Source organism: Methylocystis sp. Se48 (assembly GCF_056269425.1).
Genome location: NZ_CM149850.1, coordinates 1,857,729 through 1,873,477, shown reverse-complemented (window position 1 = coordinate 1,873,477; position 15,749 = coordinate 1,857,729). Strand labels below are relative to the sequence as shown.

17 protein-coding genes and 1 riboswitch are annotated in these 15,749 nt (G+C 64.7%); of the genes, 6 read left to right on the top strand and 11 right to left on the bottom strand.

What is annotated here, in order from left to right:
- Nucleotides 1-177: 177 nt before the first annotated feature.
- The 7 genes from ACV959_RS09200 to thiC all read right to left on the bottom strand — a co-directional run bounded on the left by ACV959_RS09200 (nt 178) and on the right by thiC (nt 6,336).
- Nucleotides 178-573 carry a cytochrome c-554 gene (locus tag ACV959_RS09200; protein ID WP_475736319.1) on the bottom strand — a complete coding sequence of 132 codons (396 nt, stop codon included), beginning with the start codon at nt 571-573 and terminating at the stop codon, nt 178-180.
- 210 nt (nt 574-783) lie between these two features.
- Nucleotides 784-1,407 carry an alpha-ketoglutarate-dependent dioxygenase AlkB family protein gene (locus ACV959_RS09195; protein ID WP_475736318.1) on the bottom strand — a complete coding sequence of 208 codons (624 nt, stop codon included), beginning with the start codon at nt 1,405-1,407 and terminating at the stop codon, nt 784-786.
- A 30-nt stretch (nt 1,408-1,437) separates the two neighbouring features.
- Nucleotides 1,438-2,064 carry a 2,3-bisphosphoglycerate-dependent phosphoglycerate mutase gene (locus ACV959_RS09190; protein ID WP_475736317.1) on the bottom strand — a complete coding sequence of 209 codons (627 nt, stop codon included), beginning with the start codon at nt 2,062-2,064 and terminating at the stop codon, nt 1,438-1,440.
- Nucleotides 2,065-2,080: 16 nt separating this feature from the next.
- The gene (gene dapB / locus ACV959_RS09185; RefSeq protein WP_475736316.1) at nt 2,081-2,896 is read right to left on the bottom strand and encodes a 4-hydroxy-tetrahydrodipicolinate reductase; all 816 of its coding nucleotides are present in this window, start codon (nt 2,894-2,896) and stop codon (nt 2,081-2,083) included.
- A 149-nt stretch (nt 2,897-3,045) separates the two neighbouring features.
- The gene (mog, locus tag ACV959_RS09180; protein ID WP_475736315.1) at nt 3,046-3,591 is read right to left on the bottom strand and encodes a molybdopterin adenylyltransferase; all 546 of its coding nucleotides are present in this window, start codon (nt 3,589-3,591) and stop codon (nt 3,046-3,048) included.
- A 516-nt stretch (nt 3,592-4,107) separates the two neighbouring features.
- Nucleotides 4,108-4,320 (bottom strand): hypothetical protein, encoded by a 213-nt coding sequence (locus ACV959_RS09175; protein WP_475736314.1) that lies wholly within the window; start codon nt 4,318-4,320, stop codon nt 4,108-4,110.
- Nucleotides 4,321-4,509: 189 nt separating this feature from the next.
- Nucleotides 4,510-6,336, bottom strand: a complete 1,827-nt coding sequence (thiC, locus tag ACV959_RS09170; protein ID WP_475736313.1) for a phosphomethylpyrimidine synthase ThiC — start codon at nt 6,334-6,336, stop codon at nt 4,510-4,512.
- Between the two features lie 86 nt (nt 6,337-6,422).
- Nucleotides 6,423-6,517, bottom strand: a riboswitch (TPP riboswitch).
- A gap of 156 nt (nt 6,518-6,673) precedes the next feature.
- On the opposite strand from thiC, the gene ACV959_RS09165 reads away from it, so the two are divergent.
- From ACV959_RS09165 to ACV959_RS09145, 5 genes are all read left to right on the top strand, one after another.
- Nucleotides 6,674-7,009, top strand: coding sequence for a hypothetical protein (locus ACV959_RS09165; RefSeq protein ID WP_475736312.1), 336 nt, complete (start codon nt 6,674-6,676; stop codon nt 7,007-7,009).
- Nucleotides 7,010-7,149: 140 nt separating this feature from the next.
- Nucleotides 7,150-9,633 (top strand): cation-translocating P-type ATPase, encoded by a 2,484-nt coding sequence (locus ACV959_RS09160; RefSeq protein ID WP_475736311.1) that lies wholly within the window; start codon nt 7,150-7,152, stop codon nt 9,631-9,633.
- Nucleotides 9,634-9,657: 24 nt separating this feature from the next.
- Nucleotides 9,658-10,161 (top strand): sulfur carrier protein DsrE2, encoded by a 504-nt coding sequence (gene dsrE2, locus ACV959_RS09155; RefSeq protein WP_475736310.1) that lies wholly within the window; start codon nt 9,658-9,660, stop codon nt 10,159-10,161.
- Nucleotides 10,162-10,173: 12 nt separating this feature from the next.
- A complete protein-coding gene (locus ACV959_RS09150) occupies nt 10,174-10,401 on the top strand; it encodes a sulfurtransferase TusA family protein (protein ID WP_475736309.1) in 228 nt (75 codons plus the stop codon).
- 177 nt (nt 10,402-10,578) lie between these two features.
- A complete protein-coding gene (locus ACV959_RS09145) occupies nt 10,579-11,523 on the top strand; it encodes an OmpP1/FadL family transporter (protein WP_475736308.1) in 945 nt (314 codons plus the stop codon).
- Here ACV959_RS09145 and tnpC read toward each other — a convergent pair.
- The 3 genes from tnpC to tnpA all read right to left on the bottom strand — a co-directional run bounded on the left by tnpC (nt 11,487) and on the right by tnpA (nt 13,894).
- Complete coding sequence (tnpC, locus tag ACV959_RS09140) at nt 11,487-13,019, bottom strand: IS66 family transposase (protein ID WP_475736307.1); 1,533 nt, start codon at nt 13,017-13,019, stop codon at nt 11,487-11,489. The two genes, ACV959_RS09145 and tnpC, sit on opposite strands and share 37 nt — an antisense overlap.
- 69 nt (nt 13,020-13,088) lie before the next feature.
- The gene (gene tnpB, locus ACV959_RS09135; protein WP_475736306.1) at nt 13,089-13,445 is read right to left on the bottom strand and encodes an IS66 family insertion sequence element accessory protein TnpB; all 357 of its coding nucleotides are present in this window, start codon (nt 13,443-13,445) and stop codon (nt 13,089-13,091) included.
- The gene (gene tnpA / locus ACV959_RS09130) at nt 13,442-13,894 is read right to left on the bottom strand and encodes an IS66-like element accessory protein TnpA (protein WP_475736305.1); all 453 of its coding nucleotides are present in this window, start codon (nt 13,892-13,894) and stop codon (nt 13,442-13,444) included. Before tnpA ends, tnpB begins: the two co-directional genes overlap by 4 nt.
- Nucleotides 13,895-14,009: 115 nt before the next feature.
- Here tnpA and ACV959_RS09125 point away from each other — a divergent pair, with 115 nt between their 5' ends.
- Entirely contained in the window at nt 14,010-14,429 is a 420-nt protein-coding gene (locus ACV959_RS09125; RefSeq protein ID WP_475736304.1) for an OmpP1/FadL family transporter, read from the top strand.
- 60 nt (nt 14,430-14,489) lie between these two features.
- Here ACV959_RS09125 and ACV959_RS09120 read toward each other — a convergent pair whose 3' ends face one another.
- Nucleotides 14,490-15,629, bottom strand: coding sequence for an Mrp/NBP35 family ATP-binding protein (locus ACV959_RS09120; protein ID WP_475736303.1), 1,140 nt, complete (start codon nt 15,627-15,629; stop codon nt 14,490-14,492).
- Nucleotides 15,630-15,749 lie beyond the last annotated feature (120 nt).

Sequence of the window (15,749 nt, the reverse complement as noted above, 5' to 3'; positions counted from 1 at the left end):
GGCGCAAGACAGCTTGGAAATCTTGTAATTTTGTCATCTCAATTGGAGGAAACAGATCAAATCCCATGTTGGAATTGTTTCATTTAAGACATTACTTATTTTCTTGACTGTTGCATTTATGAAACAAAAAGCGGCCCTGAATCAGGGCCGCTTTCCAATGCCGCTGGGACGTCTGGATTACTTCGAGCCGTCGGCCTTGAACTGCGACAGATACGCCCAGACGTTGTCCTGGTCGCCTTCCGACGCGAGGCCCTGGAAGATCATCTTGGTGCCGGCGACCTTGGCCTTCGGGTTCTTGATGAACTCCTTGAAGGACGCCTCGTCCCAGGTGATGCCCGAGCCCTTCATCGCCTCGGAGTAGTTGTAACCCTCGACCGAGCCGGCCTTGCGGCCGCTGATGCCGTTCAGCTCCGGGGCGACGGCGTTCTTGGCGCCCGGCCCGACCTGATGGCAGGCTTTGCACTTGGCGAAGACCTTTTCGCCCGCGGCGGCGTCGCCGGCGGCGAAAGCCTGGCTGGCGGAAGCGGCGAAAGCGACGCTCGCAGCGAACGTCAGCAGGGAAATCGTCTTCATCCTTGATCCTTTCCTCATCCTCGGCGGCCCCTCAGCGACCGCCTGTTTTTGAAACGCGCCTGCCAAACACTGGCGCCGTGCGGGCGCTTTTTAGACGCTTTGGAAACTACAAGAAGGGCCGCCCTGACACAATACGCCACTCTCCGTCTCCGCTCGGGACATTATCCCGACGCTGGTGAACCTGACCTGAACTGCATCTTCAGCTCCCGATCATGTCACGCGGCGCAGCGTGAGATTCACCCGCGCGCCAAGCCCTGCGAGCGGTGCGGGCAGGGGCGTGAGAAGAGACGGAACGACGCGATCCACGCCATGGAAGCAAAGCCGCGCCGGTCCCGAGAGCACGAACGCGTCGCCGGATGCGAGCGTAACGACGATCGTCTTGTCGGCGCGCCTTTTTCCGCCCAATCGGAACCGGCAGTCGGCGCCGAGCGACAGAGAGAGGATCGGCGCATCGAAGTCGGTTTCGTCGCGATCCTGATGCAGGCCCATCTTCGCGTCGCCGGAATAGACGTTCACCAGACAGGCTTCCGGCGGCTTCGGATAGCGCGTCAACATGGTCCACGCGTCGAGCAGCCTCCGCGGAATCGGCGGCCAGGGCGCGTCGGTTTCGGGGTGGCGGGGCTCGTAGCGGTAGCCGCGTTCCTTGTCGCTCATCCAGCCAAGCGCGCCGCAATTGGTCATGCGGACGGACATTGGCAGGCCGGATTTCGGCATGCGCGAGACGTAGAGCGGCGCACGGGCGATGACGTCCGCGATGTCTCTCGCCAATCGCTCCTGCGCGGCGGCGTCGAGAAATCCGGGATAATGAAAGGCGCCGGGCGCGATTTCGGACATGCCTCTATGTAGGGGCGTCCGTGCGCGCCGTCAGCGCTCCAGCACCTGCTTCGACGCGACGGTCGAATCGGCGTTGAGCTCGTAGATGATCGGTTCGCCGGTGGCGAGTTCGAGAGTCGTGACGCTCTCCGGCGAGAGCTGGTCGAGCACCATGCAGAGCGCGCGCAGGCTGTTGCCGTGGGCGGCGACGAGAACCCGCTGGCCGCGCAAAACGAGCGGCAGCATCTTCTGCACGTAAAAGGGCACGACGCGCGCGACAGTGTCCTTGAGACTTTCGCCGTTCGGCGGCGCCACGCTGTAGGAGCGGCGCCACAGGTGAACCTGATCCTCCCCCCATTTCTCGCGCGCCTCGTCCTTGTTGAGGCCGGAGAGATCGCCGTAATGCCGCTCGTTCAGCGCCCGGTCGCGCAGGGCGGGCAGGCCCTGCTGTCCCAGTTCCTCGACGATCAGGTCGTAGGTGTGCTGCGCGCGCAGCAGGGCGGAGGTGAAGCCGATATCGAACTGAAGGCCGAGCCGGCGCAATTCGCGGCCCGTGCGCCGCGCCTCCTCCACGCCCAGCGGCGTGAGATCCGGGTTTTTCCAGCCCGTGAAAAGATTTTTGGCGTTCCACTCGCTCTGGCCGTGCCGGACGAGGACAAGAGTGCGATTCATGCTCATTGGTGTCCCGCAGAACTCAGGCGCTGGTGAGGCCCAGCACGTCGGCCATGGAATAAAGTCCCGCCGCCTTTCCGCGGGTCCAGAGCGCCGCGGCGAGCGCGCCGCGCGCGAAAATGCCGCGATCCTCGGCCCGGTGAGAGAATTCGATGCGCTCGCCGGCGCCGGCGAAGATCACCGTGTGGTCGCCGACGACCGTGCCGCCTCGCAGCGCCGCGAAGCCGATGTCGCCGGCCTTGCGCGGGCCGGTGACGCCGTCGCGCCCGCGCGCGCTGTGTTCCGCGAGGGCGATCCCCCTGCCCTTCGCCACGGCCTCGCCGAGCAGCAGCGCCGTGCCGGACGGCGCATCGACCTTGAGCTTGTGATGCATTTCGACGATCTCGGCGTCCCAGGCCGGCCCGAGCGCCTGCGCCGCGCGCTCGACGAGCACGGCAAGCAGATTGACGCCGAGGCTCATGTTCCCCGAACGCACGACGACCGTCTCGCGCGCAGCCGCCGCGATGGCGTCGAGGTCCGCGTCGGAAAGCCCTGTCGTGCCGATGACATGGGCGACGCGCGCCTTCGCGGCGGCCATCGCCATGGCGACCGTGGCGGCAGGCGCGGAGAAGTCTATGACGGCGTCGGCCTGCGCGAGAGCGGCGGCGACGTCGCTCGTAACCGGCACGCCATTGGGCCCCTGCCCGAAAGCGGCGCCGCTGTCGGCGCCGAGGCAGGACGCCCCTTCGGCCTCCAGCGCCGCCACCAGCCGCACGCCCACCGTGTCGGGGATGGTTTGCGTCAGCATACGGCCCATACGGCCCGCGGCGCCCACCACGACCAGACGCAAATCGCTCATGTCTTGCAGCCCCCGCCTGCGGCAGTGTCGACGACGCGCGCACGGGCGACTCGCGCCGCTTTACGCGCATCTCCCTATACAGACGGGAAGACGTTAAGAGAAGCCTTCGCATTGTCGCGCCACGCGCGAACGCCTGCCCGTACGGACGGTTATTTCGGCTTGGGCCGGAACGCCTTCACTCGCGCTGGGTCGGTTTCGATATAGGCCGCGCCGATGAGGTCCAGGCAGTACGGCACGGCCGGCATCACCGCGTCGAGGCAGAGTTCGATCGCGGCGGGCTTGCCCGGCAGATTGATCACGAGACACTTGCCGCGATGGGCGGCGAGCTGCCGCGAGAGGATCGCGGTCGGCGTCTGCGACAAGGAAACCTGCCGCATCCGCTCCCCGAATCCCGGCAGTTCCCGCGGACAGGCGGCAAGGGTCGCCTCCGGCGTGAGGTCGCGCGGGCTCGGCCCTGTTCCGCCGGTGGTGACGACGAGGTCGCAGCCGACATTGTCGGCGAGGTCGATCAAAGTGTCGCGCACGGTCTCGAAGCCGTCGGGGATGATACGCCGCTCAATGCGGAAAGGCGTGGTCAGGACGGCGGTCAAATAGGCCTCGATCGCCGGTCCGCTTTCATCCTTGTAAACCCCCGCGCTGGCGCGGTCGGAGGCGGTGACGACGCCGATCACGGCGGCGCGCTTCGTATCTGTCATGCGTTTTCTCCCACCGTTTTTTGGCGCCTCCAGGCGCGTTTGTCAGCCGGCCTCCAGAGGGCGGGAAGCGCACAGAAAAATACGCCAGGCGCTGGAACTGGAAAGCTGTAAGCATGATTTTCAGGCAGGACGCCAGCATCGTAGGAGATATATTTTATAAGACCACACGTAAAGATATCGAAAAATCCATGTAAACGTGATGTTTATCTCTTTTTATGTACAATCAAATATTTCACAATAATTTTTTATAAACATAATTACTTCAATCAATAGTGTGAAATGGAGATCAGTTCAGTCGCATATCGTCGAGATACGACTGTCCGTCTCTGAAGATGTGGCGTCTTCGTGGAGTTGAGCATCGAATGAAGCGTGTGTTTTTTGCTCTCGTTATCCACGGCCTGATCGGTCGTGGTGCGCGTCAACGACCGCGGCCGAAGCTGAGCTAAAAAAAACGCCCGGCCTTGGAAGGCCGAGCGCACTCTCCGGGACGTTCGGAGCTGCCGAAACCAATCTCTTTCAGACGAACATGCCGAATATCCCAGACAGGATCGAAAAGACGATCACTGTCGCCGCGACGATGCCGACGTCGGTCGTGCCCCAGAGAGCCAGAATGAGCCCGAGAACGGCTCCCGCGGCAGCACAGATGATGACATTCGGTGTGATGGCGAAATCGAATTCGCGCATGCCGGTGTATTTGTCCTTTGGAAGGTTCGAATCTTGATTGGCCATGGCGTTCCTCCTCTGATTTCGCGCCGCCGGCGACAGGCGCGGGACAGCCGGCTTTCGTAATCAAAGTGTCACGCCAATTCCCCGGCGGATACAGGCGGTTTGTCGTCAATATGGGCGCATTCCTCGCCAAAAAAAACAGCGAGGCAGCTTGTGCGTGGCGAGTATGAGCCGCGAAGGCAGGCGCAAGGGTCACTCCCGCACGTAGATCTGCGCCCCCTTCTCCAGAAACTCCGCGCTTTTCTCCGCCATGCCCTTCTCGCGTTCCGCGATCTCGGCGGCTTCCTTTCGCAGATCCTGCGTGATCTGCATCGAGCAAAATTTCGGCCCGCACATGGAGCAGAAATGCGCGACCTTGTGCGCCTCCTTCGGCATCGTCTCGTCGTGATATTCGCGGGCCGTGTCGGGGTCGAGGCCGATCTCGAATTGATCCGTCCAGCGGAAATCGAAACGCGCACGGCTCATCGCGTCGTCTCGCGCGCGGGCGGCGGGATGGCCTTTGGCGAGGTCGGCGGCGTGGGCGGCAATGCGGTAGGTTATGACGCCCGTTTTCACGTCATCACGATCCGGAAGGCCAAGATGCTCCTTTGGCGTGACGTAGCAGAGCATGGCCGTGCCGAACCAGCCGATCATCGCGGCGCCGATGCCAGACGTAATGTGGTCGTAGCCCGGCGCGATGTCGGTGACGAGCGGGCCGAGCGTGTAGAACGGCGCCTCGCCGCAGACCGCGAGCTGCTTGTCCATATTGGCCTTGATCTTGTGCATCGGCACATGGCCGGGGCCCTCGATCATGACCTGACAGCCCTTTTCCCAAGCGACTTTCGTCAGTTCGCCGAGCGTCTCCAGCTCAGCGAATTGCGCCGCGTCGTTGGCGTCGGCGTTGGAGCCGGGGCGCAGCCCGTCCCCCAGCGAAAATGAGACGTCGTATTTGCGCATGATGTCGCAAATCTCGTCGAAGCGTTCGTAGAGGAAGCTTTCCTTGTGCTTGGAGAGGCACCAGCGCGCCATGATCGAGCCGCCGCGCGAGACGATGCCTGTGACGCGGTTCGCCGTGAGCGGCACATAGGCAAGGCGCACGCCGGCGTGGATGGTGAAGTAATCGACCCCCTGCTCCGCCTGCTCGATCAACGTGTCCTTGAAGACTTCCCAATCGAGCTTCAGCGCGTCGCCGCCGACCTTCTCCAGCGCCTGATAGATCGGCACCGTGCCGATCGGCACGCTGGAATTGCGGATGATCCAGTCTCGGATGTTGTGAATGTTGCGGCCCGTGGAGAGGTCCATCACCGTGTCGGCGCCCCAACGCGAGGCCCAGACCATTTTCTCGACTTCCTCCGCCACCGAGGAGGTCACAGCGCTGTTGCCGATATTGGCGTTGACCTTCACCAGGAAATTGCGGCCGATGATGACCGGCTCGAGTTCCGGGTGATTGATGTTGGCCGGGATGATGGCGCGACCGCGGGAGACCTCGTCGCGAACGAATTCCGGCGTCACGAATTCTGGAATGGACGCGCCGAAGCTCTCGCCGTCGTCGATGCGCTCTTTGGCGGCGTCGAGCGCGCGCTCGCGGCAGAGGTTCTCCCGATGCGCGACATAGATCATCTCCTCGGTGATGACGCCGGCGCGCGCGAATTCCAATTGCGTGACAGGCGCCGAGCCGGCGGCGCGATAGAGCCTGCGCTCGGCCGGGCATGGCGGGACGAGCCGGTCGCCTTCGGCGAAGCCGTTGTCCTCGGGCTTTACGGCGCGGCCTTCGTAGGTCTCCAACCCGGCGCGCGTCGCGAGCCACGGACGCGACGCCGGCAGACCGGCGGAAAGATCCGGCGCGAAGTTATCGCAGCCATACGGACCCGACTGATCGTAAACGCGCAGGGGCGGCTCGCCGCTCGAAGGATCGAGCGGAATTTCACGGTAGGGCACGCGAATGTCGGGGCGACCGGCTGGCGAGGAATAGACTTTGCGCGATTTGCCGATGGGGCCGGCGGTGACGCTGAGCGGCGTGCGTTTGTCGTGGAGATTCATGGTCGCGCTTCCCTAGGATCGCGCTCCTTCAAGGGGAGCGGATGAGAGGCCAGCCGAGGAAGCGGAATCGGGAAGTAGGGCGCGAACCCGCCCTACCCTGGCATTCCCTCCGCCGGCATGACCCGGATCAGGTTCGACGGGTGCTTCTCAGCCGCGACGCGCGGCGCCCCTCGCCATTGTCGGCAACGTAGCGCGCGCGTCCGGCGGTAGCAAGGCTTCAGCGTTCGCCACGTTAAACGCCGCACGCGGGAAACCGCGCCGTCATGAAACTGTAGTGGCGGCGTGCTCTGCGATGGCGTCCCGGGCCGCGGCCCTTTCCTCACTCGTTGAGTCCCCCATGAAGAAGCTCCTCCTTGCCCTTGTTCTCATACCTGCGCTCGCCGGAGTCGCCCGCGCCGCAGATGACGCCGTCGATTGCGCCAAGAAAGATGGAGTCGTGAAATGCGAGGCGAAGAAAGACAATGTCGTCCTCGACTCGATCTCCGTGAACGGCGGCGACTGCGACGTCGCGGCGACTGACAAGATTCTTCATCACGCCTACAATAAGGGCGACAAATTCAGCATTCCGGCGAACAATGGCGGCTTGACCTTCCCCGGTTTCGGTTGCGGGTATGTTCGCACTGTGACGATCGAGACTCACGACGGCAAAAAGAAGACCTTCAACGCGCTTTGAGCCGCCGGCGCGATATCGCTCGACGCAAAGCAAGTCTCCAGGGCGCTTATGAAAAAGGCGCCCTTTGCGTTTCTCCCGGCGTTTTCAGGCCTGCCCCGGCTGATTAGAGTGTCTCGGCAGCCACTCCAGCCAGGCAGAGAATGACGCAGCCGAGCCTCCAGGGCCTCACCTCCGAAGACGCCGCGCGCCGTCTTGCTAAATACGGTCCCAACGCCCCGCCAGAGTCGCCGCCGCTCGGCGTCTTCAAGATCGCGCTGCGCACGCTTCGGGAACCGATGTTCTTCCTGCTGGCGGCCGCGGCGACGCTGTATCTCATCGTCGGCGATCTCGGCGAGGGGCTCTTCATGGTCGCTGGCGCGAGCGCGTCGATCTCGCTCGTCGTGTTTCAGGAACTGCGCAGCGAGCGTGCGCTTCAGGCGCTGCAAAAGCTCGCCGAGCCCATGGCGCAGGTCATCCGCGACGGCGAGGAGCGCCGCATTCCCGCCCGCGATCTCGCGCCCGGGGACGTCATTCTCGTCGGCGAAGGACAGAGGCTGCCAGCGGACGGCGTGCTGCTCTCGGGCGACGCGCTGGTGGTAGACGAGTCGATCCTCACCGGCGAATCGGCGCCTGTCACCAAGACCCTCGCGGGAGACGGGATGGAGCTCGCCTTTCCCGATCCGGGCGGCGACTACACGCCCTTTCTCTACGCCGGCTCCATGATCGTGCGCGGCTCGGGCGTCGCACGCGTCGGCCGGACCGGCGCGCGCACCGCCGTTGGCGGGCTCGGGGCGTCGCTGGCCGCCATCAAGGGCGAACCGAGCCCGCTGCAAAAGCGCACGGGAGAACTGGTGGCGAAGCTCGGCGTTTTCGCCCTGCTCTTCTGCACCTTGGTTGTCGTCGCTTATGGTCTTATCCACGGCGACTGGTTCGAGGGCGCCATCGCCGGCATCACGCTCGCCATCGGCCTGCTGCCGGAGGAATTTCCGATGGTGCTGGCCATCTTTCTCGCGATCGGCGCGTTCCGGCTCGCAGGGCGAAACGTGCTGGTTCGCCGTTCCTCTGTCACCGAGACGCTCGGCTCCGCGTCCCTGCTCTGCGTCGACAAGACGGGAACGCTCACGCAAAACCGCATGGAAGTGGCGCGCCTTTATGCGGGCGGCGCCGTTGAACCCGTTCCGGATGCGCCTGACGCCGGGCAGCACAGGCTGATACGGGCCGCGCTGCGCGCCTCTTCCGGGAATCCGGTCGATCCCATGGACCGCGCGTTGCATGCGCTCGCCGAAAAACTCGAAATACCGGCGGGCGGGACGCCCGTGGAGAGCTTCCCCATCAAACCCGAGCTTCTCGCGTTCATCCAGTCGTGGAGCGTCGAAGGCGGCGGTGTCATGGCTGCGAAAGGCGCGCCGGAAGCCGTCTTCCGTCTCGCCGGCGTCGATGAGACGGAGCGCGCGCGCTTCGCCGCCGTGGCGGACGAAATGGCGCGGGAGGGTCTGCGGGTGCTGGCGGTCGCGGAAACGCCCCTGGCGGAGGACGACGCTGCGAAGGCGCCCTTCATGCTCCTCGGACTCGTCGCCTTCGAAGATCCGATCCGCGACGACGTTCCCGCCGCGGTTGCGACGGCCCGGCGCGCTGGCATTTCGGTCGCGATGGTCACCGGGGATTATCCCGCCACGGCTCTGGCGATCGCGCGCGAGGCCGGGATCGACGTCTCCGCGGGCGTGCTGACCGGCGCCGCAATCGCCGAGACGCCGCCGGAAGCGATCGCCGACAAGATTCGCGACATTCGCGTTTTTGCCCGCGTGATGCCGGCGAACAAGCTCGCGCTCGTCGAAGCGTTCAAGGCCGACGGCCATATCGTCGCCATGACCGGCGACGGCGTGAACGACGGCCCCGCCCTCGCGGCGGCCCATATCGGCATCGCCATGGGCCAGCGGGGGTCGGACGTCGCGCGCGAGGCCGCCCATATCGTGCTGCTTGACGATCGCTTCGCCTCCATCGTCGGCGGCGTGGAGCTCGGCCGCCGCATCTCGGCCAATCTGCGCAAGGCGCTGACGTATATCACGGCGATCCACGTTCCGATCGCCGGCCTCGCCCTCAGCCCGATCATCATGGGCCTGCCGCCGCTCTTGCTGCCGCCGCATGTGGTGCTGATGGAGCTGATCATAGATCCGACCTGTTCGCTGGTCTTCGAGGCCCAGCCGGGCGAGCGGGACGCTATGCTGAAGCCGCCCCGTGCGCGAACGGAGCCCTTATTCGGGACGCGCGACCTGCTGCTCGGCGCGGTGCAGGGCTTGACCGTATTTCTCGCCGTGCTCAGCGTCTATGTGCTCGCCAATGGCTTCAGCCTTCCCGATCCGGAAGCGCACGGTCTCGCCTTCTCCTCGCTGATCGTCGGCAATCTCACGCTGGCGCTGTCAGACGCGCTTCCGGTTGGCGCATCGCCTTTTTCGCGCGAAAATCGGCTGTTCTGGGCGGTCGCCGCCGTCGCGCTTTCGGTGGTCGCCGCGGGGCTCTACTTCCCGCCGCTCGCGGGGCTCTTGCATTTTGCGCCGCCGGAACCCATACGGCTCGCCTTGGCCTCGCTGCTCGCCGTCTGCGCGGGCGGCTGGTATGGGATGTGGCGCCGGCTCGTCGATATCTGACGAGGGCGCGTGAAGGGACTCTCGATGACCGACGCTTCGGGCGCCGACAACCGCAAATCCATGGCGATCATCGTCTCGAAGGGCACGCTCGACTGGGCCTACCCACCCTTCATCCTCGCGACGACCGCGGCGGCCATGGACATCGACGCGACGCTGTTCTTCACCTTCTACGGGCTCGGCCTTCTGAAGAAGAAGCTCGATCTGGAAGTCTCTCCGCTCGGCAACCCGGCGATGAAAATGCCGATCGCGGGCATGCATCTCGGCATGCCCAATCTCGTCGCTGCGCTGCCCGGCGTCACGGCCGGCGCGACCGCGATGATGAAGAACATGATCGCCAAGAAGGGCGTCGCGACGATCGAGGAGCTTCGCGACGTCGCGCTCGAAAGCGGCGTGAGGCTCGTCGCCTGCCAGATGACCATGGACCTCTTCGAACTCAGGAAAGAGGACATGATCGACGGCGTCTCCTTCGGCGGCGCGGCGACCTATCTCGAACAGGCCGTGAAGGCCGACGTCAATCTCTTCATCTGAACGGGGACGATCATGACCGACAAGACCGTCGACGCGCGCGGCCTCAACTGCCCGCTCCCCATCCTGCGCGCCAAGAAGGCCCTGAATGAAATCCCGGTTGGCGGCATGCTCGAGGTGCTGTCGACCGATCCGGGCTCGAAAGCCGATTTCGCCGCGTTCGCCCGTCAGACGGGAAACGAATTGGTAAGCTCAGAGCAAGCACAGGGTCACTTTCGATACGTCATCCGGCGCAGCGCTTAACGCTTTTTTTACAACTGCCGCGAGCGCCGCGCAGGGAGTGTTGCAAAAGCGTAACATTGTTGCTGATTTTGCTTCCGGCCGAGTCAGCCGCCTGCCTGTGGTAAGGAGACTCTGTTAGCGTGCCCGTGATGTGATGCGTCGTTTTTCGCGCGTTTTTCACTGCTCGGGCCGCCCCAAATGAAAAAGCTCTACTCGCGCCGCTTCGCCTCTGCCGCATCCGCTTTGGTTCTCGGACAGATCACCGCTGGCGCCGCCGTCGCGGCGGACGGTTATTTCATGATCGGCTACGGTCCGCGCTCCAAGGCGCTCGGCGGCGCCGGCACGGCGGACCAGCGCGACGCGATGGCGATCGCCGCCAATCCCGCGGGCATCGTCGGCCTCGAGCGCCAGTTCCAGCTCGGCATGACCGTCGTCAATGGCGAACGCGGCTATTACACCAGCGGCGTCCCGCTGGTCGTTACGCCGGGTTACGTGGAAAGCGGCCGTCCCTGGTTTCCGATTCCCAATGGCGGCTACGTTCAGCCAATCGACGCCGATTCGGCATGGAGCCTCGCGAGCTATGCGAATGGCGGGATCAATACATCTTATGACTGGCGTCATTGGCGACAGCCCTTCGGCGGCCTATTCGGCGGCGGGTATACGGGCGTCGATCTGCAACAGGGATTCACGAGCGTCGCCTACGCTCGCCGTTTTGCGACGCCGATCGGCCGCGTAACGCTCGGCCTCGCGCCGACGTTGGCGGTGCAGATGATGAACATTCAGGGCGCCAAGACATTCGCGCCATTCTCGTCGAACCCCTGGGAATTGTCGGACATGTCCTACGACTGGTCCTGGGGCGGCGGCGTGCGCGTCGGCCTCGACTGGGACATCGCCGACCGGTTCCGCTTCGGCTTCGCCGCCTCCACGCCGATGTGGATGTCGAGAATGGACAAATTTTCCGGCCTCATCGCGGACCACGGCCGCTTCGACATCCCCGCCAGCATGCAGGCGGGTCTCGCCTATGACATTCTGCCGAGTCTGACGGTGATGGTCGATTGGCGGCACATATTCTTTTCGGCCGTTCCGGCGCTCGGTAACCGCTGTTATCAGGCCACGTCTTCGAGAGCGACCGGCTGCGCGTAGGCCCAGGGCATGAGCTCGTCGAGTTTGCTCGCGAGATGGCCATTGATGATCTTCACGAGAACGTCGGCCAAATAGGCCTGCGGATCGACGCCATTGAGCTTGCAGGTCTCGATGAGCGAGGCGACGATCGCCCAATTCTCTGCGCCGCCGTCTGAGCCCGCGAAAAGCGCGTTCTTGCGATTGAGGGCAATGGGGCGGATGGCGCGCTCGACGATGTTGGAGTCGATCTCGATGCGCCCGTCGTCGATGAAGCGCGCCAGGCCGTCCCAACGCGAGAGCGCGTAGCGGATCGCCTCGGCGAGCCTGGTCTTCTGGCTGATCAGCGCGAGCTTTTCACGCAGCCATGGCTCGAGGGCGTCGAGGATCGGGCGGGATTTCTCCTGTCGCGCCGCGCGCCGGTCATCCGGGTTCTGCGCGCGGACGTCGCTCTCGATGGCGTAGAGCGCGCCGATGCGTTCGAGCGCCTCGCTGGCGATCGGCGCAGGACCTGCCGCGGCGAGTTCGTAAAAGCGCCGGCGGACATGGGACCAGCAGAAGGCCAGCGCCACGCTGTTCTTGTGCGCCAGCGCGCGATAGCCAGCGTAACCGTCGACCTGCACGACGCCCGTGAAGCCAGCGAGATGCGCGAGCGGCTGCTCGGACTTTCGGTTTTGCGCATAGACATAGACGGCGATCGGCGGATCGGCGCCGCCCCATGGCCGGTCGTCGCGGGCATAGGCCCAAAGTTGGCCGGTTTTCGTGCGGCCCCGCCCGGGGTCGAGCACCGGCGCCGTCGTCTCGTCGGCGAAGATTTTCGTCGACGACCGGATGTGTTCCAGAAGCCGCTCATGAACGGGCCGCAAATGCCAGGCGGCGCGGCCAACCCAGTCGGCGAGCGTCGAACGGTCGAGGGCGATCCCCTGTCGGGCGTAGATCTGCGCCTGGCGATAAAGCGGCAAGTGATCGGCATATTTGGAGACGAGCACATGGGCGATTGCCGCCTCGGTCGGCAGTCCACCCTCGATCAGCCGCGGCGGGGCCGGCGCCTGCACGATTGCGCCCTCGCAGGCGCGGCAGGCGTATTTGGGACGCCGCGTCACCAGCACCCGGAACTGCGCCGGGACGATGTCGAGCCGCTCGGAGACGTCTTCGCCGATCTTGTGCAGCAGTCCCTTGCAGCAGGGGCAGGCGTAGTCCTCGACATCGACGACGGTCTCGATGCGCGGCAGATGCGCCGGCAGCGCGCCTCGGTTCGTGCGGCGCTTTCTGGACGCCTTCTCGCGTTCGGCGGCGGACTTGGCTTCCCCCTCCGCCGCTGCGCCGGCTTCCGTCTGCTCGACCTCTTCGAGCGCCAGCAGCATCTGGTCATCGGGAAGCGTCTCTGCGCGCCGTCCGAAGCGATGACGCTGCATCTCCTTGATGATCTGAACGAGGCGCTCGTTGCGCGCCCGCTCGGCGAGGAGCATCGCCTTCAGTTCATTCGGATCGTCGGGAAGCGTCTCGACCGCCTGCGCCATAGACACAGAAGACCATATTTTCTGCGGTCTTTCGACGCTCTTCGACGCCCTGATTCATTGTGTCGCAGATCATCCCGCCAAGGCCGGCGCCGGCGTCTCCTTCACGCTGTGGACGCGCCGCCAGTCCAGCCCCTCCAGCAGCGCCGAAAATTGCGCCGCCGACAACCGCATCACCCCGTCTTCGATCTTCGGCCAGCGGAACTCGCCATCCTCCAGCCGCTTGGCGAAGAGGCACACGCCCGTGCCGTCCCAGAAGACCAGCTTGATGCGGTCCGTCCGTTTCGCGCGAAAGACGTAGATCGCGCCGTCGAAGGGATCGCACTGCATCGTCTCGCGCACCAGCGCCGCGAGACCCTCTGCGCCCTTGCGGAAGTCGACAGGCTTCGTCGCCACCATCACGCGCACCGCGCCCGTCGGGCCGATCATTTGGCGACTTTCAACGCCCGGATCACCGCAGCGATGGTCTTCGCTTGCGCGCCGCGTCCGACCCGAACCGTAACGCCGTCAATTTCAAGTTCGATCGTCGGCGTCGAACCAATTTCCTGGTCGACGGCGCGGCGTTTGCGCTTCGCCGGCGGCGCGGGCGCAGGCCCTTGCATGATTGCCGGAACAAACAATGGCGGCGCGCCTGCGTCCGCGCGAGCCTCGGTCTCTTTGCGCGCCTGACGACGCCACGTAAAAAGCTGCTGCGCCGTCAGACCGTGCCGCCGCGCCACTTCACAAACGCTCGCGTCCTCCGCAAAGCTCTCAGCGACGATCGCCGCCTTCTGATCGGAGCCCCACGTTCTCCGGCGTCCCGCGCCCGTGAAAACCTCGATCCGCCGCATCGGAGCTGCTTCAGGCTCCGACATATGCTTACGCTCTGAAATCGACATGTGTCGGAGCCCCTTTCGCTCCGATTATCGTCGCCCCAACTCATTCAAAACAGGTGCGAGCAGAACAGCGCTTACGGCGCTCGGGAATCCGTCGAATCCGGTTACGCGCAATTCCATGGGCCTTGCGGAGGGGCCCGGTTTCGACTGGACCGATACGGATTCGGGCGCGATCGGCGCCGAGTGGCGATATTCGCCGTCGCTGACGCTTCGCGGCGGCTATCACTACAGCACCAATCCGCTGCGCTGGCGGTCGGTGACGGTCAATATTCTCTCGCCGATCATCATGCGCCACCACGCGTCGGTCGGCGCGAATTACGCCTTCACGAAAAACTCGTCGCTCGATTTTTCGTTCGTTTACGCCTTCAAGAACTCCTTCACCGGCATCGAATGGACGCCGCAGTCAATTGGCCGGCCTTTCGGCGCGCCGAACCCCCTCGCGACGATCACGCCCTGGGTGCAGGCGTGGGAAATGACCTTCGGCTACAATTACAAGTGGGACGCCGGCGACAACTCGGTCATCCCTACGCACTTTTGAGCCTCTTGCGAACAATGACGGCGCGCGCCTCCCGCGAAAGGAAGCGCGCACTCACATTCGTCAGCCCACGACGATCGTGGGCGCCGCGCGCTGTTTCGTCGTTTCGAGCAGCGTTTTCACCTTGGCGGCGAGGTTGAGATAGACGGCCGCCTGCGGACTGTCCGGCTCCGCGCCGACGACAGGCTTTCCCGAATCCGACGTCTCGCGGATTTTTATGTCGAGCGGCGCCTCTCCGAGGAAGGGCACGCCCATCTTCTCGGCGTCGTGACGCGCGCCGCCATGGGAGAAAATCTCCGAGCGGCCGCCGCAATGCGGGCACAGGAAATAGCTCATGTTCTCGATGATGCCGAGGATCGGCGCCTCGACCTTCTGGAACATGGCGACCGCCCGGCGCGCGTCGATCAGCGCGAGATCCTGCGGCGTCGAGACGATGACGGCGCCGGCGATCGGGGCCTGCTGCGCCATGGTGAGTTGAACGTCGCCGGTGCCGGGCGGCATGTCGACCACGAGCGCGTCGAGATCGCCCCAGGCGACTTCGTTGAGCATCTGCATCAACGCCTGCGTGACCATCGGCCCGCGCCAGACCATGGGCACATTTTCGTCGACGAGGAAGCCCATGGACATGATCTTCACGCCATAGGCTTCGAGCGGCGCGAGTTTTCCGTTTTCGACCTTCGGCTTCTCATGGAGGCCGAAGAGACGCGGCGCCGACGGGCCGTAGATGTCGGCGTCCAGGAGGCCGACGCGCCAGCCCTGGGCCGCGAGGCCGAGCGCGAGATTGGCCGAGGTCGTCGACTTGCCGACGCCGCCCTTGCCGGACGCGACGGCGATGATGAAGCGGATCTTGTCCAGCGTCGGAGACATGCCGCGCCGCTGCGGCGGCGGAGGCGCCGCAGGGGAAGGGCCGTGATCATGATGATGATGGCGGTCGCCGCCGGCGGCTTTCGGGGCGGCGGGCCGGCCCGCGCGCTCGGCGGTGAGCGTCACGACCGCAGCCTCGATTCCCGGAAGGGCCCTCACCGCCTGCTCGGCGGCCTTGCGCGCGGCCTCCCAGGCGGCCCCCTGCGCCGGATCCCCGGCGAGCGAAACGAAAGCCTTGTTTCCGGAAAGATTGACGCCGCTCACCGCGCCTGCGAGCGGCGCGCCGCCGGGTCCGTAAAGATTTTCAAGGGCTTTGAGAATGTCAGCTTCCGTCGCCACAGGCCGCTCCCTGCTTGTTTAGAGTAACTCTAAACAAGGATATGCCGTCATTCGCGGTTCGCGTCCATGGCGCTTTTGAAATTTTCGGCGCGTGCCGCAACTCGGGCAAGTCAGGGTCGA

Coding starts and splice junctions, on each gene's coding strand:
- ACV959_RS09200 (WP_475736319.1), bottom strand. CDS start 573: ATGAAGACGATTTCCCTGCTGACGTTCGCTGCGAGCGTCGCTTTCGCC.
- ACV959_RS09195 (WP_475736318.1), bottom strand. CDS start 1,407: ATGTCCGAAATCGCGCCCGGCGCCTTTCATTATCCCGGATTTCTCGAC.
- ACV959_RS09190 (WP_475736317.1), bottom strand. CDS start 2,064: ATGAGCATGAATCGCACTCTTGTCCTCGTCCGGCACGGCCAGAGCGAG.
- dapB (WP_475736316.1), bottom strand. CDS start 2,896: ATGAGCGATTTGCGTCTGGTCGTGGTGGGCGCCGCGGGCCGTATGGGC.
- mog (WP_475736315.1), bottom strand. CDS start 3,591: ATGACAGATACGAAGCGCGCCGCCGTGATCGGCGTCGTCACCGCCTCC.
- ACV959_RS09175 (WP_475736314.1), bottom strand. CDS start 4,320: ATGGCCAATCAAGATTCGAACCTTCCAAAGGACAAATACACCGGCATG.
- thiC (WP_475736313.1), bottom strand. CDS start 6,336: ATGAATCTCCACGACAAACGCACGCCGCTCAGCGTCACCGCCGGCCCC.
- ACV959_RS09165 (WP_475736312.1), top strand. CDS start 6,674: ATGAAGAAGCTCCTCCTTGCCCTTGTTCTCATACCTGCGCTCGCCGGA.
- ACV959_RS09160 (WP_475736311.1), top strand. CDS start 7,150: ATGACGCAGCCGAGCCTCCAGGGCCTCACCTCCGAAGACGCCGCGCGC.
- dsrE2 (WP_475736310.1), top strand. CDS start 9,658: ATGACCGACGCTTCGGGCGCCGACAACCGCAAATCCATGGCGATCATC.
- ACV959_RS09150 (WP_475736309.1), top strand. CDS start 10,174: ATGACCGACAAGACCGTCGACGCGCGCGGCCTCAACTGCCCGCTCCCC.
- ACV959_RS09145 (WP_475736308.1), top strand. CDS start 10,579: ATGAAAAAGCTCTACTCGCGCCGCTTCGCCTCTGCCGCATCCGCTTTG.
- tnpC (WP_475736307.1), bottom strand. CDS start 13,019: ATGGCGCAGGCGGTCGAGACGCTTCCCGACGATCCGAATGAACTGAAG.
- tnpB (WP_475736306.1), bottom strand. CDS start 13,445: ATGATCGGCCCGACGGGCGCGGTGCGCGTGATGGTGGCGACGAAGCCT.
- tnpA (WP_475736305.1), bottom strand. CDS start 13,894: ATGTCGATTTCAGAGCGTAAGCATATGTCGGAGCCTGAAGCAGCTCCG.
- ACV959_RS09125 (WP_475736304.1), top strand. CDS start 14,010: ATGGGCCTTGCGGAGGGGCCCGGTTTCGACTGGACCGATACGGATTCG.